Origin of the sequence: Castellaniella hirudinis (assembly GCF_047468865.1) — a bacterium.
In the GTDB taxonomy this organism is placed as follows: domain Bacteria; phylum Pseudomonadota; class Gammaproteobacteria; order Burkholderiales; family Burkholderiaceae_B; genus Castellaniella; species Castellaniella hirudinis_A.
Genome location: NZ_JBLGTV010000006.1, coordinates 99,742 through 124,403, shown reverse-complemented (window position 1 = coordinate 124,403; position 24,662 = coordinate 99,742). Strand labels below are relative to the sequence as shown.

The 24,662-nt window shown below is 66.3% G+C and carries 21 protein-coding genes and 3 tRNA genes; 16 read left to right on the top strand and 8 right to left on the bottom strand.

Annotation, left to right across the window (positions count from 1 at the left end; translation table 11 throughout):
* Nucleotides 1-6 precede the first annotated feature (6 nt).
* The 6 genes from fdhF to cysG all read left to right on the top strand — a co-directional run bounded on the left by fdhF (nucleotide 7) and on the right by cysG (nucleotide 9,251).
* Nucleotides 7-2,874, top strand: coding sequence for a formate dehydrogenase subunit alpha (gene fdhF / locus ACMHYJ_RS09670; RefSeq protein ID WP_414245964.1), 2,868 nt, complete (start codon nucleotides 7-9; stop codon nucleotides 2,872-2,874).
* A 14-nt stretch (nucleotides 2,875-2,888) separates the two neighbouring features.
* Nucleotides 2,889-3,743 carry a formate dehydrogenase accessory sulfurtransferase FdhD gene (gene fdhD, locus ACMHYJ_RS09665; RefSeq protein WP_414245963.1) on the top strand — a complete coding sequence of 285 codons (855 nt, stop codon included), beginning with the start codon at nucleotides 2,889-2,891 and terminating at the stop codon, nucleotides 3,741-3,743.
* Nucleotides 3,740-4,000: a formate dehydrogenase subunit delta gene (locus ACMHYJ_RS09660; RefSeq protein WP_414245962.1), complete on the top strand. Its 261-nt coding sequence runs from the start codon at nucleotides 3,740-3,742 to the stop codon at nucleotides 3,998-4,000. Before fdhD ends, ACMHYJ_RS09660 begins: the two co-directional genes overlap by 4 nt.
* Before the next feature lie 211 nt (nucleotides 4,001-4,211).
* Nucleotides 4,212-6,020 carry an assimilatory sulfite reductase (NADPH) flavoprotein subunit gene (locus tag ACMHYJ_RS09655; protein ID WP_414245961.1) on the top strand — a complete coding sequence of 603 codons (1,809 nt, stop codon included), beginning with the start codon at nucleotides 4,212-4,214 and terminating at the stop codon, nucleotides 6,018-6,020.
* Nucleotides 6,021-6,055: 35 nt separating this feature from the next.
* Nucleotides 6,056-7,717 carry an assimilatory sulfite reductase (NADPH) hemoprotein subunit gene (gene cysI / locus ACMHYJ_RS09650; protein ID WP_414245960.1) on the top strand — a complete coding sequence of 554 codons (1,662 nt, stop codon included), beginning with the start codon at nucleotides 6,056-6,058 and terminating at the stop codon, nucleotides 7,715-7,717.
* Between the two features lie 115 nt (nucleotides 7,718-7,832).
* A complete protein-coding gene (gene cysG / locus ACMHYJ_RS09645) occupies nucleotides 7,833-9,251 on the top strand; it encodes a siroheme synthase CysG (RefSeq protein ID WP_414245959.1) in 1,419 nt (472 codons plus the stop codon).
* Nucleotides 9,252-9,359: 108 nt separating this feature from the next.
* On the opposite strand, the gene bamC is transcribed toward cysG, so the two are convergent.
* From bamC to ACMHYJ_RS09625, 4 genes are all read right to left on the bottom strand, one after another.
* Nucleotides 9,360-10,487 carry an outer membrane protein assembly factor BamC gene (gene bamC, locus ACMHYJ_RS09640; RefSeq protein WP_414245958.1) on the bottom strand — a complete coding sequence of 376 codons (1,128 nt, stop codon included), beginning with the start codon at nucleotides 10,485-10,487 and terminating at the stop codon, nucleotides 9,360-9,362.
* 1 nt (nucleotide 10,488) lies between these two features.
* Entirely contained in the window at nucleotides 10,489-11,391 is a 903-nt protein-coding gene (gene dapA, locus ACMHYJ_RS09635; protein WP_414245957.1) for a 4-hydroxy-tetrahydrodipicolinate synthase, read from the bottom strand.
* Between the two features lie 117 nt (nucleotides 11,392-11,508).
* Nucleotides 11,509-12,162, bottom strand: a complete 654-nt coding sequence (locus ACMHYJ_RS09630) for a site-2 protease family protein (protein ID WP_414245956.1) — start codon at nucleotides 12,160-12,162, stop codon at nucleotides 11,509-11,511.
* A gap of 110 nt (nucleotides 12,163-12,272) precedes the next feature.
* Nucleotides 12,273-12,902: an L-threonylcarbamoyladenylate synthase gene (locus tag ACMHYJ_RS09625; protein WP_414245955.1), complete on the bottom strand. Its 630-nt coding sequence runs from the start codon at nucleotides 12,900-12,902 to the stop codon at nucleotides 12,273-12,275.
* A gap of 123 nt (nucleotides 12,903-13,025) precedes the next feature.
* On the opposite strand from ACMHYJ_RS09625, the gene ACMHYJ_RS09620 reads away from it, so the two are divergent.
* The 5 genes from ACMHYJ_RS09620 (at nucleotide 13,026) to ACMHYJ_RS09600 (ending at nucleotide 15,987) form a co-directional block, all read left to right on the top strand.
* Nucleotides 13,026-13,101: transfer RNA gene (locus tag ACMHYJ_RS09620), tRNA-His, on the top strand.
* Between the two features lie 92 nt (nucleotides 13,102-13,193).
* Nucleotides 13,194-13,622 carry a multidrug/biocide efflux PACE transporter gene (locus tag ACMHYJ_RS09615; protein WP_414245954.1) on the top strand — a complete coding sequence of 143 codons (429 nt, stop codon included), beginning with the start codon at nucleotides 13,194-13,196 and terminating at the stop codon, nucleotides 13,620-13,622.
* 63 nt (nucleotides 13,623-13,685) lie between these two features.
* The gene (locus ACMHYJ_RS09610; RefSeq protein WP_414245953.1) at nucleotides 13,686-13,925 is read left to right on the top strand and encodes a hypothetical protein; all 240 of its coding nucleotides are present in this window, start codon (nucleotides 13,686-13,688) and stop codon (nucleotides 13,923-13,925) included.
* A 10-nt stretch (nucleotides 13,926-13,935) separates the two neighbouring features.
* Complete coding sequence (locus ACMHYJ_RS09605; RefSeq protein ID WP_414245952.1) at nucleotides 13,936-15,390, top strand: phospholipase D-like domain-containing protein; 1,455 nt, start codon at nucleotides 13,936-13,938, stop codon at nucleotides 15,388-15,390.
* A 117-nt stretch (nucleotides 15,391-15,507) separates the two neighbouring features.
* Nucleotides 15,508-15,987 carry a carboxymuconolactone decarboxylase family protein gene (locus ACMHYJ_RS09600; protein ID WP_414245951.1) on the top strand — a complete coding sequence of 160 codons (480 nt, stop codon included), beginning with the start codon at nucleotides 15,508-15,510 and terminating at the stop codon, nucleotides 15,985-15,987.
* A 61-nt stretch (nucleotides 15,988-16,048) separates the two neighbouring features.
* Here the strand turns inward: ACMHYJ_RS09600 and ACMHYJ_RS09595 are convergent, their stop codons facing one another.
* Nucleotides 16,049-17,266, bottom strand: coding sequence for a trans-sulfuration enzyme family protein (locus ACMHYJ_RS09595; protein WP_414245950.1), 1,218 nt, complete (start codon nucleotides 17,264-17,266; stop codon nucleotides 16,049-16,051).
* 175 nt (nucleotides 17,267-17,441) lie between these two features.
* On the opposite strand from ACMHYJ_RS09595, the gene ACMHYJ_RS09590 reads away from it, so the two are divergent.
* The 5 genes from ACMHYJ_RS09590 (at nucleotide 17,442) to ACMHYJ_RS09570 (ending at nucleotide 21,948) form a co-directional block, all read left to right on the top strand.
* Nucleotides 17,442-17,518: transfer RNA gene (locus ACMHYJ_RS09590), tRNA-Arg, on the top strand.
* A 310-nt stretch (nucleotides 17,519-17,828) separates the two neighbouring features.
* Entirely contained in the window at nucleotides 17,829-19,109 is a 1,281-nt protein-coding gene (locus tag ACMHYJ_RS09585; protein ID WP_414245949.1) for a phospholipase A, read from the top strand.
* 22 nt (nucleotides 19,110-19,131) lie between these two features.
* The gene (locus ACMHYJ_RS09580; protein ID WP_414245948.1) at nucleotides 19,132-21,030 is read left to right on the top strand and encodes an LTA synthase family protein; all 1,899 of its coding nucleotides are present in this window, start codon (nucleotides 19,132-19,134) and stop codon (nucleotides 21,028-21,030) included.
* 39 nt (nucleotides 21,031-21,069) lie between these two features.
* Nucleotides 21,070-21,146, top strand: a tRNA-Pro gene (locus ACMHYJ_RS09575).
* 394 nt (nucleotides 21,147-21,540) lie between these two features.
* On the top strand, nucleotides 21,541-21,948 hold the full coding sequence (locus ACMHYJ_RS09570) for a DoxX family protein (RefSeq protein WP_414245947.1): 408 nt from the start codon (nucleotides 21,541-21,543) through the stop codon (nucleotides 21,946-21,948).
* Here ACMHYJ_RS09570 and ACMHYJ_RS09565 read toward each other — a convergent pair.
* The 3 genes from ACMHYJ_RS09565 to ACMHYJ_RS09555 are packed head-to-tail and all read right to left on the bottom strand — an operon-like array spanning nucleotide 21,945 to nucleotide 24,342.
* A complete protein-coding gene (locus tag ACMHYJ_RS09565; RefSeq protein WP_414245946.1) occupies nucleotides 21,945-23,330 on the bottom strand; it encodes a sensor histidine kinase in 1,386 nt (461 codons plus the stop codon). The two genes, ACMHYJ_RS09570 and ACMHYJ_RS09565, sit on opposite strands and share 4 nt — an antisense overlap.
* A complete protein-coding gene (locus tag ACMHYJ_RS09560; RefSeq protein ID WP_414245945.1) occupies nucleotides 23,327-23,998 on the bottom strand; it encodes a response regulator transcription factor in 672 nt (223 codons plus the stop codon). The genes ACMHYJ_RS09565 and ACMHYJ_RS09560 overlap by 4 nt, the downstream gene beginning before the upstream one ends.
* Nucleotides 23,998-24,342: a PepSY domain-containing protein gene (locus tag ACMHYJ_RS09555; protein ID WP_414245944.1), complete on the bottom strand. Its 345-nt coding sequence runs from the start codon at nucleotides 24,340-24,342 to the stop codon at nucleotides 23,998-24,000. Before ACMHYJ_RS09555 ends, ACMHYJ_RS09560 begins: the two co-directional genes overlap by 1 nt.
* Nucleotides 24,343-24,662 lie beyond the last annotated feature (320 nt).

Sequence of the window (24,662 nt, the reverse complement as noted above, 5' to 3'; positions counted from 1 at the left end):
CCCGCCATGCTGGAAACCGTCCTGAAACGTGACCGCGATCTGGGCACGCCCGCGTCCCTGGCCACCGAAACCGTCCGCCTGACCATCGACGGCCAGGCCATCACCGTCCCGGCGGGAACCTCCGTCATGCGCGCCGCCGCCGAGGCCGGCATCCAGATCCCCAAACTCTGCGCCTCGGACAACCTGGAAGCCTTCGGCTCCTGTCGCCTGTGCCTGGTGGACATCGAAGGGCGGCGCGGCCACCCCGCCTCCTGCACCACGCCGGTCGAAGACGGCATGGTGGTTCACACCGCCACGGGCACGTTGCGCGCACTGCGCCGCAACGTCATGGAACTCTATATTTCGGATCACCCGCTGGACTGCCTGACCTGTCCGGCCAACGGCGACTGCGAACTGCAGGACATGGCCGGCGTGGTGGGCCTGCGCACGGTGCGCTACGGCTTCGACGGGGCTCACCACCGCGACGCGGCCATCGACGATTCCAACCCGTACTTCACCTACGACCCCGCCAAGTGCATCGTCTGCAGCCGCTGCGTGCGCGCCTGCGACGACGTCCAGGGCACATACGCTCTGACCATCGAGGCCCGGGGCTTCGATTCGCGCATCGTGGCGGGGCAGGACGACGGCTTCCTGGACAGCGATTGCGTCTCCTGCGGGGCCTGCGTACAGGCGTGCCCCACGGGTTCCCTGATCGAAAAAACCATCATCGAGCAAGGCCAGGCCGAGCACGCCGTCATCACCACCTGCGCCTATTGCGGGGTGGGCTGCGGCTTCAAGGCCGAGATGCAAGGCGACCACGTCGTGCGCATGACCCCCTGGAAGGACGGCAAGGCCAACCGCGGCCACTCCTGCGTCAAGGGCCGCTTTGCCTGGGGCTACGCCACCCACGCCGATCGGCTGACCACGCCCATGATCCGCGAGAAAATCACCGACCCCTGGCGCGCAGTCTCCTGGGAAGAAGCCATCCAGCACGCGGCCGCCGAGCTGCGCCGCATCCAGGCAAAGTACGGGGTCGACGCCATCGGCGGCATCACCTCGTCGCGCTGCACCAACGAAGAAACCTACCTGGTGCAAAAGCTGGTGCGGGCCGCCATGGGCAACAACAACGTGGACACCTGCGGCCGGGTCTGTCATTCGCCCACCGGCTACGGCCTGAAAACCACGATCGGCGAATCCGCCGGCACCCAGACCTTCGATTCGGTCATGCACGTGGACGTCGCCGTCATCCTGGGGGCCAACCCCAGCGCCGCCCATCCCGTGTTCGCCTCGCGCCTGAAGCAGCGCCTGCGCCAGGGGGCCCGGCTGATCGTGATCGACCCGCGCCAGACCGAACTGGTCGACGGCCCGCACGTCAAGGCCGACTTCCACCTGCCCGTGCGCCCCGGCACCAACGTGGCCGTCCTCAATGCCATGGCCCACGTCATCGCCACCGAAAACCTGATCGACCACGCCTTCGTCCAGGCGCGCTGCGAAGACCCCGCCTTCCAGGAATGGCTGCAGTTCATCCGCCGCCCGGAACACGCCCCGGAAGCCACCGCGGCCATCACCGGCGTGCCCGCCGCCGACCTGCGCGGGGCGGCGCGCCTGTACGCCACGGGGGGCAACGCCGCGATCTACTACGGGCTGGGCGTCACGGAACACAGCCAGGGATCCACGGCGGTGATGTGCATCGCCAACCTGGCCATGGCCACGGGCAATATCGGGCGCGAAGGCGTGGGCATCAATCCCCTGCGCGGCCAGAACAACGTCCAGGGTTCCTGCGACATGGGTTCGTTTCCGCACGAATTCCCCGGCTACCGCCACGTGTCCGACGACGCGGTGCGCGGCCTGTTCGAGCAGGCCTGGGGGGTTCGCCTGCAGGCCGAGCCCGGCCTGCGCCTGCCCAATATGTTCGACGCGGCGCACAGCGGTTCATTCAAGGGGCTGTACTGCCAGGGCGAAGACATCGCCCAATCGGACCCCAACACGCAGCACGTCATCCAGGCCCTGCGCGCCATGGAATGCGTCATCGTGCAGGATCTGTTCCTGAACGAAACCGCCAAATACGCGCACGTTTTCCTGCCCGGTTCGTCCTTTCTGGAAAAAGACGGCACGTTCACCAACGCCGAACGGCGGATTTCCAGGGTGCGCCAGGTCATGGCGCCCCAGGCGGGCAAGGCCGACTGGGAAGTCACCTGCGCCCTGTCGAACGCCATGGGCTACCCCATGGACTACCGGCACCCGGGGGAAATCCTGGACGAGATCGCCCGCCTGACGCCAACCTTCAAAGGGGTGTCCTTCGGCCGCATCGCCGCCCTGGGCGGCAGCATCCAGTGGCCCTGCAACGAGGCGGCCCCCGACGGCACGCCTATCATGCACGTGGATGAATTCGTGCGCGGCAAGGGCCGCTTCATGATCACCCGGTACGTGCCCACCGACGAACGCTCCTCGCGCCGCTACCCGCTGCTGATGACCACGGGGCGCATCCTGTCGCAATACAACGCGGGGGTGCAGACCCGGCGCACGGCCAATCACGCCTGGCACAGCGAGGACGAGCTGGAAATCCACCCCCACGACGCCGAGGATCGGGGCATCCAGCAAGGCGACCGCGTCGCCATCCAGAGCCGCGCGGGCGAAACCACGCTGCGCGCCGAGATCACCGAGCGCATCCAGGCCGGGGTGGTCTACACCACCTTCCATTTCCCCGAATGCGGCGCCAACGTCCTGACCACCGACAACACCGACTGGGCCACCGACTGCCCGGAATACAAGGTCACGGCGGTGCAGGTGCGCAAGGTCACCGCCCCGGCCCCCTGGCAGGACAGCTGGCAGGACATCGACCAGCAACAGGACGCGCTGCTGCGGGCCAGCGCCGCCCTGGCCACGAACCACTGACCAGGAGAAACCCCATGCATCCCGCCGACTACAACCCCCTGGCCGCGCAGCCGGGCGGCGCGGCCGCCCACCAGCTGTGCGCCGTCACCCAACTGCACGGCCCGCAGGCCAGCCAGTCCCAGGACGCCGTGGCCTGCGAACAGGCCGTAGCCCTGGAATACAACGGTATTGCCCACGCCACGCTGCTGGCCTCTCCGCAGCATTTGGCCGAACTGGCCCTGGGCTTTTCCTTCACCGAAGGGATCATCCGGTCGCCCGCCGATGTGCTGGATCTGGACATCGAAAGCACACCACTGGGCCTGGTCATCCACCTGACCATTCTGAACGCCCGCCTGCACGCCTTGAAACTGCGGCATCGCAATCTCGCGGGCAGCACGGGCTGCGGCCTGTGCGGGGTCGAGGGCCTGGCGCAAATCCCCCGCAGCCTGGCGGCCCTGCCACCGCCCGCCCGCCCCTGGCGGCAGGCCGCCATCGACCGGGCCGTGCGGCAGCTGCGGGCGCACCAGCCCCTGCACAACCTGACGGGGGCCACCCACGCCGCCGCCTGGGCTGATGCCGATGGCCGACTGGCCTGGGTCTTCGAGGACGTGGGACGCCACAATGCGCTGGACAAGCTGATCGGCCACCTGCTGCGCCAGCCCGGCAACCACCAGGACGGTTTCGTGGTGGTGTCCAGCCGGGCCAGCTTCGAGATGGTGCAAAAAGCCCACGCCGCCGGCATCCGCGCCCTGGTCGCCGTATCGGCCCCCACCGCCCTGGCGGTGCAATTGGCGCTCACCGCCCCCATGCTGCTGGCCGGTTTCACCCGGGACGAGCGCTTCACCGTCTACAGCCGCCCCGACTACCTACAACACAGGAGCCAGCCGTGAGCAACATCGCACACCTGATCCGCCTGGCCAACCGCATTGGTTATTTTTTCGAAGCCATGCCGGATCGCGCCGCCGCCATCGACAGCATCGCCGACCACATCCGGCGCTACTGGGAGCCCCGCATGCGCCAGGCGTTGCTGGACTACCTGCACAGCCACCCCGACGGGCGCTGGGGCGACACCGCCCTGAGCCCCATCTGCCAACAAGCGATCACGCGCCACCGCGACCGGCTTTATCCCGCCCCGGCCGGACGCTGAAGCGCGTGGGCGCGCGGCGCGTTTCATTCACGCTCATGAAGACGAAAAGCGTGCGGGCGCAAGGCGCGATGCCCGCGTGAACAACGCGCCCAAGCAGGCGAAAATCCGGCTATTTGCTTATATCGGCATAAAAACATAAGCATCCATTCGTTCACGCCCAGGCCGAAGCGTCCCAGAATGGACGCTTCTTTCGTTTTGACTAGGCTTTGCCATGCTTGCGCCGAACTACTTGCCCGATACGCACCACGCCCTGATCGCCGAACTGGCCGACGCGCTGGAGTCTTCCAGCCTGCACTGGCTGTCCGGCTATTTTGCCGGAGTGGCCCAGGCCCGCCAGCCCGCCCGCGAAGCCGCCCCGCCCTTGGCGGTCGCCGCCGCCCCCGCCGCCCCCGCCGCCGCGGCCCAGCGGCTGACCATTCTGTACGGCAGCCAGACCGGCAACGCCAAGCGCATCGCCACCCAGCTGCACGACCAGGCGCAGGCCCAGGGCCTGGCCGTGCGCCTGGCGCGGGCCGACCAGTACAAGCCCAAAGAGCTGAAAGACGAAGAACTGCTGTACGTGGTGATGAGCACCCAGGGCGACGGCGACCCGCCCGACGATTCCATCGCCTGGGTGGAATTCCTGCTGGGCAAGCGCGCGCCGAAGCTGCCCAAGCTGAAATACGCCGTGCTGGGCCTGGGCGATTCCAGCTATCCCTCGTTTTGCGGGATTTCCCAGAAAATCGACGCCCGCCTGGCCGAATTGGGGGCCGAGCGCCTGCAAGACGCGGGCGCGGCCGATCTGGATATCGAAACGGTCGCGGCGCCCTGGCAAGCCAAGGCCCTGGAACAGGCCGCCGAGGCCCTGAAAGCCGCCGGCGCGCCGGTACAGGCCACTGTCACTCCTTTGCACCCCCAGGCCGAAAAATACACCCGCGACCGCCCCTTCTCCGCCGAAGTGCTGCAAAACCAGGCGATTACCGGGCGCGACAGCGACAAGGACATCCGCCACCTGGAGCTTTCCCTGGAAGGCAGCAAACTGGTCTACGAGCCGGGGGACGCCCTGGGGGTCTGGCCCGTGCAGGACGACACCCTGGTGGCCCGCATCCTGGAAGCAACGGGCCTGAATGCCGCCGACAGCGTGACGCACCAGGGTCAGCAGCGCCCGCTGGGCGAATGGCTGGGGCGCACCCGCGAACTGACGGTGTTGACCCGGCCCTTCCTGACGGCATTGGCGGCCCGCGCCGCAACGGATGAACTCACGCAGCTGCTGCTGCCCGAATCCCGGGACGCGCTGGCGGACTACCTGGGCGGCCATCAACTGATCGACGCCCTGCGGCAATGGCCGGTGGCCTGGACCGGCCCCGACCTGGTCGCGGCCCTGCGCCCGCTGGCCCCCCGCCTGTATTCCATCGCCTCCTGCGCGGCGGCGGCCGAGGACGAGGTTCACCTGACGCTGGCGCACGTGGCTTTTGAACAGGACGGCGAATCCCGCTGGGGCGTGGCCTCGCACTTCCTGGCGGAGCGTGCCGAAGGCGAGACAGTGCCCATCTTCATCGAGGAAAACACGCGCTTCCGCCTGCCCGCCGACGGCAGCCGCGACATCATCATGATCGGCGCGGGCACCGGGGTGGCTCCTTTCCGGGCCTTCGTCCAGGCGCGCAGCGAAGCCGGGGCCAGCGGCCGCAACTGGCTGTTCTTCGGCAATCCGCACTTCACCAGCGATTTCCTGTACCAGACCGAATGGCAGCAGGCCCTGAAGGATGGCGATCTGACGCGCATCGACCTGGCGTTTTCCCGCGACCAGGCGGAAAAAATCTACGTCCAGCACCGCCTGCTGGAACGCGGGGCCGACGTCTACGAATGGATTCAGGCCGGCGCCCACGTGTACGTCTGCGGCGACGCGAACCACATGGCCCGCGACGTGCACGCCGCCCTGCTGGAAATCGCCCGCGACCAGGGGGGCCTGAGCGAAGAAGGCGCCCGACTCTGGCTGGACGAACTGAGCGCCCAGGGCCGCTACGCCCGGGATGTGTACTAAGCACCCCTCAACCCTGGATATTGTTGTAGACCGATATGAGCATTTCTCCCTTGTCTCCGCTGGAAGACATCAAGACCGCCAGCCGATTCCTGCGCGGTTCCATCGCCGCCGAACTGGAAAACCCCATCACCGGGGCCATCCCCGAAGCCGACACCAAGCTGCTGAAGTTCCACGGCAGCTACATGCAGGACGACCGCGACATCCGCGATGAGCGCCGCAAGCAGAAGCTGGAACCGGCCTATGCCTTCATGGTGCGGGCGCGCCTGCCGGGCGGGGTGATCCCCCCGGCGCAATGGCTGGCGCTGGACGCGCTGGCCCAGCAATATGCCAGCAGCGGCCTGCGCATCACCACCCGCCAAACGTTCCAGTGGCACGGCATCCTGAAGCGCAATCTGCGCGCCTTCATGCAAGGCATCCACGCCGCCCGCGCCACCACCATTGCGGCCTGCGGCGACGTCAACCGGCAGGTGATCAGCTCGGTCAACCCGCACCTCTCCAGCCAGCACGCCCTGGTTCAGGACTGGGTGCTGCGCCTGTCCAACCATTTCCTGCCGCGCACCGGCGCCTATGCCGAAATCTGGTTGGGCGGCGAGCGCGTGGGCGAGGCGGCGGACGAGGAGCCCATCTACGGCAACAACTCCGCCTACTTGCCGCGCAAGTTCAAGATCGGCATCGCCATCCCGCCCACCAACGATTGCGACGTCTTCGCCAACGACCTGGGCCTGGTCGCCATCATTGAAAACGGCCGGCTGCAAGGCTTCAACGTGGCCGTGGGCGGCGGCATGGGGGCCACGGCGGGCGACCCCAGCACCTATCCCCGGCTGGGATCGCTGGTGGGCTTCACCACCCCGGAAGACCTGATCGCCGTGGCCGAGGCCGTGGTCACCCTGCAGCGCGACCACGGCGACCGCAAAGAACGCCAGCACGCCCGCCTGAAATACACCATCGACCGCCTGGGGGTGGACTGGTTTCGTGAGCAGATCCAGCAGCGCAGCGGGCGCACGCTGCAAGCGGCCCGCCCCTACCAATTCGAGCGCAATGGCGACCGCTACGGCTGGTCGCGCGGCGAGGACGGCCGCTGGCACCTGGGCCTGTATATTGCCTCGGGCCGCCTGTGGGACCGCGACGGCCTGACGCTGCAAACCGGCCTGCGTGAAATCGCCCGGGTGTTGAAGGGCGAATTCCGCCTGACCTGTAACCAGAACCTGGTGATCGCCAACGTGGACGAGGCCGACCGCGCCCGGATCGACACCCTGGTCGAACAATACGGCCTGGACGGCTACAAAGAACAAAGCGGCATCCGCCGCCACCATATTGCCTGTGTGGCCCTGCCGACCTGCGGCCTGGCCATGGCGGAAAGCGAACGCTACACCCCCATCCTGCTGCCCAAACTGGAAGCCCTGCTGGATCGCCACGGGCTGCGCGATGCGGATATTTTGCTGCGCCTCTCGGGCTGCCCCAACGGCTGTTCGCGCCCTTACCTGGGCGAGATTGCCCTGGTGGGCCGCGCCCTGGGCCGCTACGATCTGCGCCTGGGGGCCGATTTCGTGGGTGAACGCCTGAATCGCTTGTACAAGGAAAACATCGCCGAGGCGGAAATCCTGGACAGCCTGGACGCTTTGTTTGGCCAGTACGCCAGCCAGCGCCAGACCGGCGAGGCGTTTGGCGATTTCCTGGTGCGCACCGGCGTGGTTTGAACCGCCGGCGGCGGCCTTCGCCCCGGCGGACAGCCCGGCATCCCGTGCCGTGGCGCCAAGATTTGGCGCCACGCGCCTGGGCAGGATGCCGGATCGGCTTTGTTTTGGAATACAGATGCAACATTTTCCCTTATTTACCGACCTGCATGACCGCACCGTCCTGGTGGTGGGGGCCGGCGTGGTCGCCGACCGCAAGATCGGCCTGCTGCTCTCGGCCGGGGCGCGGGTGGTGGTCGGCGCCCACGCGGCGCATCCCCAGGTGCAGGCCCGCGCCCGGGCAGGACAGATCATCCTGAAACTGGCGCTCTTCGATCCGGCCTGGCTGGACGAGGCCTGGCTGGTGATCGCCGCCACCAGCGACCGCGCCCTGAACCAGCGGGTGGCCCAGGCCGCCCAGGCCCGGCGGCTGTTTTGCAATGTGGTGGACGACGCCGAACTGTCCAGCGCCCAGGTGCCCGCCATCGTAGATCGCGCCCCACTGACGGTGGCGATTTCCTCGGGTGGCAGCGCCCCCGTGATCGCCCGCCGGCTGCGCGAACGCATCGAAACCCTGATGGAACCCGCCCTGGGGCCGCTGGCGGCCCTGGCCCGGCGCAAGCGCCTGGCCATCCGCCAGGCCCGGCCCCAACTGCACGCCCGCCGCGCCTTCTACGACTGGCTGATGGACGGCCCGGTGCTGGACGCTTTGCGCCGCCAGCGGCCCGATGAAGCCGCCGCGCGGCTGGACGCGGCGCTGGCCCACGAGACACCGGCCCCGGCGGGTAAAGTGCTGTTGGTGGGTGCCGGCCCCGGCGACCCCGGCCTGCTGACCCTGCGCGGCCTGCGCGCCCTGAACGAAGCCGACGTGATCCTGGCCGACCGCCTGGTCAGCCCGGAAATCCTGGCCCTGGCCCGGCGCGACGCGCAGATCATCGACGTGGGCAAGGCCATCGGCGGCCCGCACGACAGCACCCAGGCGCGCATCCACGCCCTGATGGTGTCGCATGCCCGGCAGGGCCGCTGCGTGGTGCGCCTGAAAGGGGGCGACCCCCTGGTGTTCGGCCGGGGCGGCGAAGAACTGCAGCACCTGAAACGCCACGGCGTCCCCTACGAGGTCGTGCCGGGCATCACCGCCGCGCTGGCCTGCGGCGCCTACGCCGGCATCCCGCTGACCCACCGGGATCACGCGCAGTCGCTGACGCTGGCCACCGCGCACCGCCGCGCGGATGCGGACGCCGCCCCCACGGGCCAGACCCGGGTGTATTACATGGGTATTGGCCGGCTGCCCGGCCTGTGCCGGCAATTGCTGGATGACGGGGTGGCGGCCGACACGCCGTGCGCCCTCATTGAAAATGGTTCGCGGCCCAACCAGCGAACCGTCCTGGCCACATTGACCACGCTGCCGTCGGCAGCCGTCCGGCACCAAGTGTCGTCCCCCGCCCTGATCCTGGTCGGCGAGGTCGCGGCGCTGGGGGCCGACCTGGCCTGGTTCGGCCAGACGCTGGACGCTCAGGCTTTCAGCCCGGAACCGGCGTATTTGCACGCGTTGGCATAAACGCCCTACCTCGGGCGCGTCAGGGACACGCCCATACTGAACGCGCCTGGCCTGTAAAACAAGAAGCCCTGCCGAGGCAGGGCTTCCAATGCGCCAGGCGCTGGCGACTCAGCGGGTGGTTTTCAGGTTTTCACCCAGCACCGTCAGAATCCGCCGCGCCGTGGCATCGGTGCGCGTCTGGCCGTTTTGATCCAGCACGGTCACCTGGGTGCCGCCGCCCTGTTCGGCCAGATGCACCCGCAGCTTGAGGGGCTCGGCCGCATTGCGCGACCCGAACAGGCGCCCGAAGACGGTTTGCTGTTCGATTTGCTCGCCCGTGTCGGTATCCAGGTAGCGGATGTAGTAATCGCCCTGGGCCCGATTGCGGTCTTCGACCGTGAAGCGCGCCGAATCGATCGCCACCCCGACCCGCCGCCAGGCACGGTCGAAGGACTCATTGACGACCAGCGTTGCCTGGCCATCGCTGAGGTGGGCCGTGGTATTGCCGCGCCCATCATCCTGGGTGGCGTCCTGGATGTCGCGCGCGGCCTTTTGCTGGTCGGATCCCAGGTATACCATCAAGCGGGCCAGCATGGCCGCGTTCAGGCCCGGGTCTTCGGGGCCGAAGACCCACTTGAAGGCGGTGCCGTCGCCCGTGGGGGTCTCGACCATGTGCTGGTGGCTGATATAGACCTCGGTCTTGCCGTTGATGCGTTCCAGGCGGGTCGTGAAGCGGTCGCGCTCGCCGCTGTCGAAGACCTGATCCAGGATGCTGCCCAGCGCGCTGCGCAGCCAGCCTTCGGGGATCTTGGCGCGGTTCTCGGCCCAGTCGGTTTCAATCAGGCCGGCCTTGGGGTTTTGCGACTGGATGGTGAAGCCCTGGTCGCCCCAGAATTCGATCAGCTTGGGATACAGGACTTCGGCCGGCTGGTTGACCACCAGCCAGCGCAGCGCGCCATCGCGCTGTACCTGGATGTCATCGCTTCGGGGCAGGACGCGATCCGCCGGATTGGCGCTTTGGTTGCGCTGGCTGGCGGAATACGCGCTCAGGGTGGCCACGCCCTCGGGGGCCTTGTAGTGCGTGTTTTCGTTGGCCTGGGTCAGATCGGGCGGAATGACCAGGGGGTCGCCCACGACGGTGCTTTTGTATTCGACCGATTCGGTTTGCCCGGTGAGCTGCCCCAAAGAGGAGCAGCCCGCCAACAGCGAGACCAAAGCGAGCGTGGTCAGGGAGAACGATGTGCTTTTGGGGATCATGTCAGAGGCAACCTGCATCAACGAGGGCTTGGCGCACGACGGCGCGGAAGGAATCGGACAAGGGGGTAAGCGGCAGGCGATAGCCCAGCTGGATCAGGCCCATTTCGGCCACCGCCCATTTGACCGGAATGGGATTGGATTCGACGAACAGCACCCGGCCCAGGGCGGCCAGCAGATTGTTGAGGCGGCGGGTTTCCGGGACGTCGCCCCGCAAGGCGGCGGCGCAGAGTTCGTGCATCAGGCGCGGGGCGACATTGGCCGTGACGGAGATATTGCCCCGTCCACCCAACAGGATTAGCGCGGCCGCGGTGGGATCGTCGCCGCTGAAAATCTGGAAATCCGCCGGCGCGGCGGCGATCAGCTGGGCGCCCCGGGCGATATTGCCGGTGGCGTCTTTCACCCCGATGATGCCCGGCACCTGGGCCAGGCGCAAAATGGTGTCGTTGGACAGATCGGCCACGGTGCGCCCCGGCACGTTATACAGAATGCTGGGGAGTTCGACGGATTCGGCGATGGCGCGGAAATGCTGGTACAGGCCTTCCTGGGTGGGCTTGTTGTAGTAGGGCGCCACGGTCAGGCCCGCGGAGGCCCCCACGGCATAGGCGTGACGCTGGAGCTCGATGGCTTCGGCGGTGGAGTTTCCGCCCGTCCCGGCGATGACGGGCACCCGCCCGTCGGCGTGGCGCACGGCCAGTTCGATGAGTTCGGCCTGTTCCTGCACTGTGACGGTGGGGGATTCGCCCGTGGTGCCCACCACCCCCAGGGCATCCGTGCCCTGGTCGATGTGCCAGTCGATCAACCGGCGAAAGGCTTCGAGGTCCAACTGCCCGTCGGGGTGCATGGGCGTTACCAAGGCCACCACGCTGCCCTGAAACGAGGGAAAGGATGAATCCACACCGGCCATGATAAAAGAATCTCCGTGAGACACCCAGGCGCCAACCCGGGCAAGACAAAAAAGCAAGTTTACCGGATTCGGGCACCGGACATCGACAAATCGCCGTGCGGCGCGCCAAGCTGAAAACTACAGGAAGCCGCGCACCACCCACTGGCCGAAATGCAGCAAGGGCATCATCAGGGGCCACAGCCACCCCATGACCATCAGGACAATCAAGATGGCGAAGCCATAGGGTTCGATGCGCCCATATTGCCAGGCCATCCGGGGCGGCAAGAGGCTGAAGACGATGCGCCCGCCGTCCAGCGGCGGCAAGGGCAGCAGGTTGAGGGCCATCAGGATCAGGTTGATTTCGACCCCGGCCTGGGCCATCAAGGCCCAGAAATTATCGGCGTGCTGAATCAGCCCCGCCGACAGCATGACGCGCAGGAACAGTACCCAGAAAATCGCCTGCAGCAGATTGGAGGCCGGCCCGGCCAGGGCCACCCAGAGCATGTCCTGTTTGGGCCGGCGCAGGCGGCTCCAGTTGACCGGCACGGGCTTGGCCCAGCCAAACAGCAGCCCGCCCCCCATCAGGCGCGTGACGAACAGCAGCGCCAGCGGCACCACGATGGTGCCCATGGGGTCGATGTGACGCAGGGGATTCAGGCTGATGCGGCCAGCCTGGTACGCGGTGGGGTCGCCAAAATAACGCGCCACATAGCCGTGCGCGGCTTCGTGCAGCGTAATGGCGAAAAGAACGGGCAAGGCATAGACCGCGATGGTCTGGATGAGCTGATCCATGAAAAAACGCAACAGGGCGTCGGCCCATGCCGACAATCCCCGTTAGCATAACCGCTGCCCGGCCAAACCGGCAGCCTTATTTCGATCTCGAAACGTCGATCCCGAAACGCCTACATTTGAATCCCCAAGGCGGCGGGATCCCCGCGCCCCACACGCACGACCAGGGGTTCGTCGCCGGTCAGGTCGATGACCGTGGTGGGATCCAGCGGGCACGCCCCGCCATCGACGATGGCGGCGAGGTCGTGCTGGTAGCGCGCCAGGATGTCCTGCGCGTCGTTCAGGGCATGGGTCTCGCCCTGCGGGATCAGGGTGGTGGACAACAGGGGCGAACCCGCCGCGTCGATCAGGGCGCGGGCCACCCGGTGGTCGGGCACCCGGATGCCGATGGTCTTGCGCGAAGGGTGCGATACCCGGCGGGGGACTTCCTTGGTGGCTTCCAGGATAAAGGTCCAGGGCCCCGGCGTGGCCATTTTCAGCAGACGGTAATGGGTGTTCCCGACCTTGGCGAAATGGCTGATTTCGGCCAGATCGCGGCACAGCAGCGTCAGGTGGTGACGTTCGTCCAGGCCGCGCAGGCGACGCAGGCTTTCGGCGGCGGCTTTGTCGTCCAGGCGGGCCACGACGGCATAGCTGGAATCGGTGGGCACGGCCACTAGGCCGCCTTGGGTGAGGAGATCGCCCGCCTGCTGCAGCAGGCGCGACTGGGGGTTATCGGGATGGACGACAAAAATCTGGGCCATGTTTTTTCCTTTAGATGAAATCCATCATCCCATAACATGACTGAAAATCCGGCCGGAATCAAGCGTCCACCGCCATCCCTGCAAAAGCAATTTAGTCATGCTAGAATCCCTTTTCTTTCAGTGGTGACCGTAGCTCAGTTGGTAGAGTCCCGGATTGTGATTCCGGTTGTCGTGGGTTCGAGCCCCATCGGTCACCCCATCCTTTCCCCGGTTTCTTCCGGCCAGGCAGGGACGACCCGCCTGCGATGCATGAATGTGGTGACGACACCACCGCCATGACACCCTATCCCCATGCAGATTCACCATCGGTCTCTGTCCGAACGCGTCTTCCACGCCCTGGCGTTCGAGGTTCTGGCGATTGGTATTTCCGCGCCCCTGGCCGCCTGGATCACCAACCGCTCGATACTCAGCATGGGCATTCTGACCGCCGTCATCGCCACCATCGCTGTCGTCTGGAACATGCTGTACAACTGGCTGTTCGACCGGCTGCAGGCGCGCTGGGGCTTCGAGCGCGGCTATTGGGTGCGGGTGGGCCACGCCTGCGGCTTCGAAGCGGGCCTGATCGTGATCGCCATCCCCTTCGTCGCCTGGTGGCTGGACGTTTCCCTCTGGCACGCCCTGCTGCTGGATATCGGTTTCGTGCTGTTTTATCTGCCTTATGGCTTTCTTTTCAACCTGGGTTATGACAAGATTCGTCAGAATCTGGTCGCAGCCCACTGATTGCCTCTCGGCGCCGGTTGGCGCGCGGCCAGGCCGGTACGACCGCCCAACCCCGCACTTGCCATGACCCCATCCTCCACTTTCCCTTCCCCGGCGCCCGACTGGTCCACCGCCCCCGACGGCTGGGACTGGCTGGCCCAGGACGCCGACGGGCGCTGGTTCTGGTATCGCACCCAGCCCCTGCCGGGCATTGGCGGCGGGGTCTGGCGCGCCAATTCCCGTAACCAGCGGCTGGCCGCCCAGGGCGCCCCCAATCCAGACTGGCTGGAATCCCTGCGCCAACGCCCCGCCTCATCCCTCTGAAAACGCCGCCATGCTCGCCATCTCGCAGTTTTTTTCCGACTACTGGCCGCACCTGGTGGCCATTGCCTCGCTGACGCTCAGTGCGGTGGCCGCCGTCCATGCCGCCATGAACAAAAACGACGTCCGCGCCGCCATCGCCTGGGTCGGGGTCGTGATCATGTCGCCGTTCGTGGGGCCTTTCCTGTACCTGGTGGCGGGCATCAACCGCATCCGCCACGACCAGTTGTCCACCCAGCGCAGCCGGCTGATCAAGGACTACGTCAACCACACCCACGACCCGGTGGCCGAAGTCGCCTCCATCGCCGGGCCGCAATTCGATTCGCTGCGGCTGCTGTGCGACCGCGTCAGCCGGTTTCCGCTGCACGACGGCAACCACATCACCCTGCTGGACAGCGGCGACGAGGCCTACCCGGCCATGCTGCAGGCCATCGACGGCGCGCAGCATTGCATTGCCTTGCAAAGCTATATTTTCGACCACGACCGCATCGGCCTGCAGTTCGCGGCGGCCCTGCGCCGCGCCCACGAGCGCGGGGTCACGATCCGGGTGCTGATCGACGCCGTCGGTGCCAAATATTCGCACCCACCCATCGTGGGCCTGCTGCGGCGCGACGGCATCCGCACCGCGCTGTTCATGTCGCACGTGCTGGGCCTGCGCATGCCCTACGCCAATCTGCGCAGCCACCGCAAAATCCTGTTCATCGACGGCCACCTGGGATTCATGGGCGGCATGAACATCCGCGAAAGCTTCCTGGCGTCCCTGATGGGCAGCCACGCCGCGCACGACACGCACTTCCGCATCGAAGGCCCGGTGGCCGCCCAATTGTTCGCGGTCTTCGCCAACGACTGGGAATTCACCACACGCGAACGTCTGCGCATCGAAGACTGGTGCCACCAGGCGCCCGACGCCCCCCACCCCCAGGTGCCCGCCCGCTGCATCCGTTCCAGCCCGGACCGCTTCATCGCCGCGACGCACAACGTACTGCTGGGCGCGCTGGCGGTGGCGCAGCACCACGTGCGCATCCAATCGCCCTATTTCCTGCCCGACCAGACCCTGATGGGGGCGCTGAACACCGCCGCGCGGCGCGGGGTGCGGGTCGATATCGTCATCCCGGGCAGCAACAACCTGCGGCTGGTCAGCTACGCCATGGACGCCCAGCTGGCCCAGGTGATTTCCGGCGGCTGCCGGGTATGGGCCAGCCGGGGCAATTTCGACCATTCCAAGCTGCTGACCATCGACGACGGCTGGTCTTACGTGGGTTCGTCCAACCTCGACCCTCGCAGCCTGCGGCTGAATTTCGAGCTGGATCTGGAAATCTACGACCCGGCCCTGGCGCGGCAGATCGCAGGCCGCATCGACCGCGAAATCGCCAATGCCGATCAGGTCACCCAGGAAACCCTGCAGGCGATCCCTTTCTGGAAGCGACTGCGCAACCGCGTGATCTGGCTGGCCAGCCCCTACCTGTAGATGCAGGCGGCCGGCGGCACGGGGCCAACCCCCTGCCGGCATATCAGGCATCCCGGCAAACAAGACCGGAATGGTGCAGAATGAATGGGTTTGTTGAACGAATCCATTGGATACACCATGACACTGCGCCTCAATTATTATCAAGCTTCCCCCGAAGCCGCCAAGAAATTCTCCGAGTTCAGCCAATTGCTGCACAACAACCCGTTCCTGGCCAAGATCGGCTATCTGGTCACGCTGCGCGCCTCGCAGCTGAACGGCTGCGCATTCTGCGTGGACATGCACGTCAAAGAAGGCAAACTGGCGGGCGAACGCGAACTGCGCCTGCACCATGTGGCCGTCTGGCGCGAATCCCCGTTGTTCGACGCCAAGGAAAAAGCCATTTTCGAATGGACCGAAGCCCTGACCCAGCTGCCGCCGCACGGCATCCCCGACGAACTCTTTCAGCGGGTGCGCCAGCAGTTGTCCGAGCAAGAACTGGCCGATCTGTCCTTCCTGATCGTGGGCATCAACGGCTGGAACCGCCTGGGCGTGGCCTTCCAGGCCGTGCCGGGTTCATCCGACAAACAAATGGGCCTGGACAAGGCCGGGCTGGTCTGATTCCCACCGGCCCGGCCCGCCCCCCATGGCCCGCGCTACGCGGCGGCCATGGGGGCGTTGCTTATTGGCCAGCCACCACGCTGGCCGCCAGTGCCTGGCCCAGATCGGCGATCAGGTCGTCGATGTGCTCCACGCCCACCGACATCCGCACAAAATTGGGCTGGATGCCCGCCGTCTGCATTTCGGCCTCGGTCATGGAACTGGCCCACATGGACGCCGTATGCACGGCCAGGGTCTCGACCCCGCCCAGGCTGACCGCCTGGGTCGCCAGGCGCAGGGCCGAGACAAAACGCTGCGTGGCCGCGTAGCCGCCCCGGATGGAATACGCCACGATCGCGCCAAAACCCTTCATCTGGCGAACGGCCAGGGCATGCTGGGCGTGGCTGGCCAGGCCCGGATACAAAACAGATTCGACTTCGGGGCGGGTTTCCAGCCACCGGGCCACCGCCAGCGCGTTGGCATTGATGCGCTCCATGCGCAAGGACAGGGTGCGCAGCCCGCGCAACAGCAGCCAGGCATCCATGGGCGACAGCACCGCCCCCAGGGTGATGTGCATTTTCCAGATTTGTTCGGCCAAGACGGCGCTGCAGCAAATGGCGCCCGCCATGATGTCGCTGTGCCCCCCCAGGTATTTGGTGGCGCTGTGCACCACGATGTCGATGCCCAGGTCGTGGGGCCGCTGATTCAGTGGCGACGCGAACGTGTTGTCGGCCACCGTCAGGATGCCCCGCGCACGCGCGATGTCGGCCACCGCGGCCAGGTCGGTGATCGACAGGCTGGGGTTGACCGGGGTTTCCACCATGATCAGCCGGGTGTCGGGCTGCAGGGCCGCCCGCAGGCTGTCCAGGTCGGTCTGGTCGAAAAAGCTGACCCGCACGCCGTAGCGGGGCAGGACGTCGGTGAACAGCTTGGAAGTGCTCATGTAGTGGCGCTGCTGGGCCACGACGTGGTCGCCCGCCTTCAGCAGGGCCAGGATCGTGGTGCAGATCGCCCCCATGCCCGAGCCCGTCAGCAGCGCGGTTTCCGTGCCCTCCAGCCCCGCCAGAATGGCCTCGACGTGCTTGTTGACCGGGTTGCCGTGCCGGGTGTAGAAATTGGCCGGACGCACCGTGGTGGCCATGGCCGAGAATTCTTCGGCGGACTGCGCCCGGAACGTGGTGCTGTAGTGGATGGGCGGCACCACCGAGGCATCATGGTGGCAGGCGGCATCGCCATGCAGCACCAGGGTCTGTTCGTGCCAGGTGGCGGGATCGGAAACATCGGGCGGCAAAGCGGTCATGGGGCAGGTTCCTACGGTCATAAAATAAATATGATACGCCGAGGGCCGGCGCCCATGGCCCCGGCGCGGCCTTGCCGCAGCACCAGGATGCACGGCACCGGGAAAATTGGCCGGCGGCCAGCACGCGGGACACGATGACGCTAAAATCCGAGCTGATCGGCTGCGCGCAGCCCCGCCGCCCTTAGCTCAGTTGGATAGAGCAACGGCCTTCTAAGCCGTAGGTCGCTGGTTCGAATCCAGCAGGGCGGGCCATCGCTTCTGGGCAAGCCCTGAATGGTTCGGAAAGACCAGCGATCACTTTCCCGCCAAATCTTGCCGGCACGACGACGATGTCCACTGCCTGCCCGGCCAAAACGAAGTACTGGGATTCCCGCGGACTCAAGCTCCATTCCACTGGCCGCGCTTGATCGATGCGCCACAGCACGGGCCGCAATACCCATGGCCACAGCGGGGCCGCCGGCGTCCAGACACGATCTTTTGCCAATGATTACCCGCGACGGTGCCGAGTCGAGTTTCAATCCTGGTGGTAGCATCCCATATCCCCTTTTCTTGTTCCACAGCCGTGCCGTCCCTTATCCCACGTTTTGTCTTTTTCCTCTTGCTGGCCGTCCCCTGGCTGGCCGTCCCCTGGGCGGCACAGGCTGAACTCGTCCTGCGGCTGGGCCAGACCCAGGCCGCGCCGGGCGACACGATTGAAATCGAAGGTTTGCTGGTCAATGACAGCGGCAATCCCCTCAGCGCCCCCATCGTCCCCCAGTTGCAAGGGACATGGACCGACGCCCTGGGCCAGACCAGCCCGGCCGTTTTCCAGCTGCGCACCTCAGCGGATGCCACCAACCTGCCGGTCAATGCCTTTACGCGCATGGCCTGGGCCGGCCCGGTGCCCGCACAGCGCCACGGCCTGTTGACCCTGACCATCCAGGGGGCGGAAGACACGCTGCTGGCGCTGCAGGTGGCCGATACCCCGCGCCCCGGCGGTTCGGCGGCGGGCAACCCGGCCACCGCCTTGCTTCAACAGCCGCGAGCGGCCAGCCAGCCGGCCCAGGTCGGCGCCGACCTGCCCGCCACCGAGACCATCCTGCCCGCCACGGCGGCATCCAGCCCCGCCACCGCGGGCCTGTCCCCGTTCGAGACCTTCCGCAACGCCCTGTCGCCCTACGAGCCGATTTACTTCGCGCTGGGCAACCGGGGCGGGGCCAACGCCCGTTTCCAGCTCAGTTTCAAATACCGGCCCTTCAGCCCCGCCGACCCCGCCCACCCGCATTTCATGAATCACTGGTACGTCGGCTACACCCAGACTTCGCTGTGGGATCTGCATTCGGATTCCCTCCCCTTCGTCGATACCACCTACAACCCCAGCCTGTTCTGGGCCCGGGAATCGCTGTGGGAAACCGCCGACGCCCGCTGGACGCTGGGCCTGAACGCCGGGGTCGAGCACAAGTCCAACGGCAAGGACGGCGACGCCTCCAGATCCCTGAACGACACCTACCTGCAGCCCGAGATCAGCTACCGTCTGGACGACGGCAGCCGCCTGCAGTTCATGCCGCGTTTCAAGGCGTATTTCGGCACCGACCCGGATATGCATTACCCGGCCTACCTGGGCTATGTGGACTGGAAGCTGCGCTGGGCGCAAGACAATGGCCTGGGCCTGTCGGCGCTGTACCGCCAGGGCGGCAGCGGACACGCCACCCAGCTCGAAGCCACCTGGCCGCTGCAGCGCACCTTTCTACACATGAACGGCCACCTGTATGCCCAATATTTCCAGGGCTACGGCGAGACCCTGCTGGGCTACAACGAAAAATCCAGTCCGCAGTTTCGCATCGGTATCGCCCTGGTTCCCTGACCGGACTGATTAAGGACTTCCCATGTTTACCCAGATCGGCCTGTTCAGTCTGTCGCTACTCTTGATGCTGATGTTCAGTCGCCTGCTGCTGACGGCCTGGCAATGGCCGCGTGTGCGGGCGGCGGGCGGCCCCGGGGCCATCGTGCGCTGGGGCCTGCGCATCGACCTGAACCAACTGGCCATGTGGGCGGGCATTCCCGCCTTGCTGGCCCCCTGGCTGGCCGACCAGCCCCTGGCCATCTGGCTGACCGGGCTGTGGCTGCAAGGCGTCTGGCTGCTGTTCGTGCTGCTGGAAATCTCCACTCCGCAATTCATCCAGGAATACGACAGCCGCCCCAACCGCCTGTATCTGGACTACCTGAAATACCCCAAGGAAGTCTTCGGCATGCTGTGGAAGGGCTACAAACCCGTGCTGGCGGCCGCCGGGCTGACGCTGGCGCTGGCCGGCTGGCTGGGCCACGCGCTGTTTGCCCAGGCCCAGCCCAACGCCCTGCCCGCCTGGCCCTGGCGCATCGGCCTGACCCTGCTCATCGCCGCCGCCATTGTGCTGGCGATCCGGGGCACCCTGGGCCACCGGCCGATCAACCCGGCCTCGGTGGCCTGGTGCGGCGACAGCCTGCTCAACACCTTGCCGCTCAATTCCCTGTACAACGTGCTGTTCGCCCTGTACGCCATCAAAAACGAACGCGCCGCCGCCGACGTCTACGGCGACCTGCCCGACGCCGAAATGCAGGCCATTATCCGCGAACAGGCCCGCATCCCGGCCGGCCCGCCCGAGCTGCCCACCCTGCACCACCAACCGGCCAGCCAGACCCCGGCGCGGCCCCGCAATATCGTCCTGATTGTGCAAGAAAGCCTGGGGGCGCAATACGTGGGCAACCTGGGGGGCGCGGGATTGACCCCCTGCCTGGACGCCCTGGCCGCCACCGGCTGGAACTTCACCCGCGCCTACGCCACGGGCACGCGATCCGTGCGCGGCCTGGAAGCGGTCGCAGCGGGCTTTCCGCCCACCCTGTCGGACGCCGCCCTGCGCCTGGCCAACGCCCAAAGCCGTTTCTTCACCCTGGCCCAGCTGCTGCGCCGACAGGGCTACCGATCCCGCTTCATCTACGGCGGCGAAGCCCATTTCGACAACATGAAAAGCTTTTTCCTGGGCAACGGCTTCGACGAACTGCACGACCTGCCCACGTTCGAGTCCCCGGCCTTCGTCGGCACCTGGGGTGCCAGCGACGAAGACATGTTCGACAAGCTGCACACATTGCTGTCCCGCGGCGGAGACCAGCCGACCTTGCACCTGGCGTTTTCCGTCAGCAACCACACCCCCTGGGAATACCCCGCCGGACGCATCCCGGTCGACGGCGACCCCGCCACCGTGCAAAACACGGTGCGCTATGCCGATTGGGCCATCGGGCAGTTTTTCGCGCGCGCCCAGGCCAGCGATTACTGGCGGGACACGATCTTTCTGGTGGTGGCGGATCACGACGCCCGCGTGGGCGGGGCGCAGCGCATTCCGCTGCGCCACTTCCACATCCCAGCGCTGATCCTGGGGGCCGGGGTTCAGGCCCGGCGCGACGCGCGCATCATCAGCCAGATCGACCTGCCCACCACGCTGCTGTCGCTGGCGGGCATCCAAGATGCTCACCCCATGATCGGCCACGACCTGACCCAGGCGGGCACAGGCGGACGCGCCATGATGCAATACGAAGACCGCTACGGCTATCTGCGGGGCGATACCCTGGTGGTGCTGGAGCCCGAACAGCCCGCGCTGTGCTTCGACTACCGGGCTCCCGACACCTATACCCCCCTGCCCACCGATCCCGCCCTGGCGAAAATCGCCCTCGCGCACGCGCTGTGGCCCACCTGGGCATACCGCAACCAGGCGCATTCCCTGCCGGAATTGCGGCACGCGCACCCAGCATGAGGCAGCATGACATGATAAAATGCCGAGTTCTGGATCAGTCGGGGCGTAGCGCAGCCTGGTAGCGCATCTGCTTTGGGAGCAGAGGGTCGCATGTTCGAATCATGTCGCCCCGACCAATAAAATCAATGGTTTGCAAGCACACACTTGCAAGCCATTTTTTTACCGCTTCACAAGGGGTAAAAAAAGGAGTAGCCGCAAAGGAGTAGCCGAGGATTGGGCGCGATTTTTTGGCGTTCAACCCCGAAACCGAACAGGTGCGGGCAGCTTGGGAGCATGTCAATATCGGCAGGCTGGATTCAACTTCGGCGGCTAGCGAAACCGACAAGCCGCCTCTATCGCCGATGATATCGCCCACCCAATCGGCGGGGGCAGGCATTTGCATAGATCCATTTTCCACAGTAGCAAGTTAAGGCTCAGGTGAATCGCGTACAATCCCCATGCAACCCCACCCCGCGTGTGGCTATCCATCGGCCACCGCTTCTTTTCAATCGAATCGCCAAGGACTCCGCCATGTCATCCACCAACACCGACGATCTGGGCAAATTGATCTTGCGTCTTTCATTGGGCATCTTCATCCTGCTTCACGGCCTGGGCAAGCTGGGCGGCGTAGGCTGGATTGTCGGCATGCTGCAATCCCACGGGCTGCCCGGATTTATCGCCTACGGCGTGTACATCGGCGAAATCCTCGCCCCCATACTCCTCATCATCGGCGTCTGGACGCGCATCGGCGCGCTCATCATCGTCATCAACATGCTGTTCGTGCTGGGCCTGGTGCACATGAACGAACTGTTCACGCTGGGCAAGAGCGGCGGCTGGGCGCTTGAACTGCAAGGCATGTTCCTGTTCGGCGGCGTGGCCGTGGCGCTGCTGGGCGCAGGGGCCTATGCACTGGGCGGGCGCAACGGCCGCTACAACTAAGCCACCGCCCCCGGCAGGGTAATCACCACGCACGCCCCCCCCAGGGGGCTGGCCTCGATGCGGGCCCAGCCCCCATACAAATCCGCCAGGTCACGCACAATCCCCAAGCCCAGGCCCGACCCCGGTGTGCGTTCATCCGCCCGGATACCGCGCTGAAACACCGTTTCGGCGCGTTCCGGGCTCAGGCCCGGGCCATCGTCCTGCACGCGCAGTTCCAGTTCGCCATCCCGACAGCTCGCCAGAACCCGAACTTGCCGGCGCGCCCACTTGCCCGCGTTGTCCAGCACATTGCCCAGCATTTCCTCAAAGACCTGAGACTCTCCCAGAAACACCAGGTTCGCCCCGACCGCGCTCAGGTCGTATTGCAGATCGCGTTCGGCATGCACGCGCCGCATGACCCGCACCAGCCCTTCCAGCAACGGCAAGACCGGACTGCGCAGGCCCGCCACTCGCACAGCGGCGGCGGCCCGGGCGTGGGTCAGGTAGAAATCCACGTGGCGCCGTGCTGTGCCGACCTGCTCGGCGACCAGGCGCGGCAAGGCGGGATCTTGGGCCGCCGCCGCATTGGCCATGACCGCCAGGGGTGTTTTCAGCGCATGAGCCAGGTTGCCGGCCTGCTGGCGGGCGCGTTCCAAGCCCTGGGCATTGCGCTGCAGCACCTGATTGAAATCATCCACCAAGGGTTGGACCTCGGAGGGAAATTCGCCCGCCACCCGCTGGGCGCGGCCCTCGCGCAGATCGGCCAGACGCTGGCGCAGCCGCAACAGGGGGCGCACCCCATAAGACACCTGCAACCAGGCCGCCAGCAGCATGCCCAGCACCAGAACCCCCAAGGCCATCCACAACATGCGGTCGAAACGGCTGATGGGCTCCGCCCACAGCGCGCGGTCGGCGGCCACGACCAGCACGACGTCATCATAGGGGCCTTCGGCAGGCTCGACGGCGCGCACGCGCAGCCGCAAATCGGTATTGCCGGGGCCCGGGGCCCGGGCGCGCAAGTCCTGTCCCCAGCGCAGATCGGGATAGGCAACCGGCAGCCGGGCATCCCATAGAGACCGCGAACGCGCCAGGATTCTTGGCGGCGCACCGTCCTGGGCGGGCAGGAAAACCTGCCAGTACAGGCCCGAAAACGGATGACTGAAGCGAGGGTCGGTCGGCAGGGTCGAGGGGAGCACCGTGCCGTCGGCGTCGATCTGCAGGCTGGCCGTGAGCTGATCCAGATGAATATTCAGTTCGGACTGCAATTGCGCCAGGATGTGCTGGCGGAACAACTGTTGTATGCCCCACCCGGCCACCGCCACACTCAACAAGACCCAGGCCAGCACCGCCACCAGCAGCCGCAGGCGCAGAGAACGTGCATGCCCGGCGATGACGCGCATCATGGGGAATCGCCGGGCGCATCCAGCCGATAGCCCAGCCCCCGAACCGTCTGGATCAGGCCCGCCGGGATCTTGCGGCGCAGACGCGCCACAAAGACCTCGATCGTATTCGAATCACGGTCGAAATCCTGGGCATAGATGTGCTCGATCAGCTGGCTGCGCGACACGACTTCGCCCCGATGCATCATCAGGTACGCCAAGACCCGGTATTCGTGGCTGGTCAGATCCAGCGGCGCGTCATCCGCCAGGATGCGCGACTGTCGGGTATCCAGCGTCAAAGGGCCGCAGCGGATATCGGCGCTGGCGAACCCGCCGGCGCGGCGCAGCAGCGCCCGCACCCGCGCCTGCAGTTCTTCCAGATGGAACGGTTTGGTCAAGTAGTCATCCGCCCCGGCGTCGATCCCCGCCACCTTGTCATGCCAATTGTCCCGCGCGGTCAGGATCAGAACCGGCGTGCGTTTGCCGGCGTCGCGCCAGAACCGCAGCACAGTCAGGCCATCGCGCCCCGGCAGGCCCAGATCCAGCACCACCAGGTCATAGGGTTCGACCAGCCCCTGGTGCTGGGCCTCCAGACCGTCATGGGCGACATCCACCACATAGCCGGCGGATTCCAGGGCGGCCTTCAGCTGCGCGGCCAGCAAGGGCTCGTCTTCGGCGACCAGCAAGCGCATCAGTACCCGCCTTTGTCGTGCTCGCCGTGTTTGTCGTGGACAGTGCGCTGGCGCACGGACAGGATCTTGCCGTTGCGGGCGTCCACCTCCAGCTTGACCAAGCGGCCCCGGCCCTGCAAGAGCTTGAACTCATAGATCCATTGCCCTTTTTCTTCCTCAAATTCGACTTTCAGGACTTGTCCGGGGTAATCCTTGGCCACCAGGGCCAGGACATCCTGCAGCGGCATGACTTCGCCCAGGGCTTGCAGGCGTTCGGCGGTTTCCCGATCATGGCTATGGGCTTGGGCGCCGGCGGCAAAGACCCCCAGGGCCAGGCTGGCAGCCAGTAATTGGCGGCGTTTCATGGATATCCTCCTGTATGCGTTATCAAAAGGATAGCAAGGCCGGGATGAACGGCGGGTGAATGGTGGAGGGGGATTCGGGCGGCGGGGGGGCTTCGATTGGAGCATCCCTCCACGTCGCGGCCTGCAGGCCGCTTCGATTCGATAGGCATGGCGCAGTCCGCAGGGGACTGCGCCATGTCCGATCTCATCCACGTCGCGCCCTGCAGGGCGCTCCGATTCGACCGGCGGGGACTATCTTCAATTGAAGCATCCCCCCACGTCGCGCCCTGCAGGGCGCTCCGATTCGACCGGCACAGGACAGTCCTCAAGGGACTGTCCTG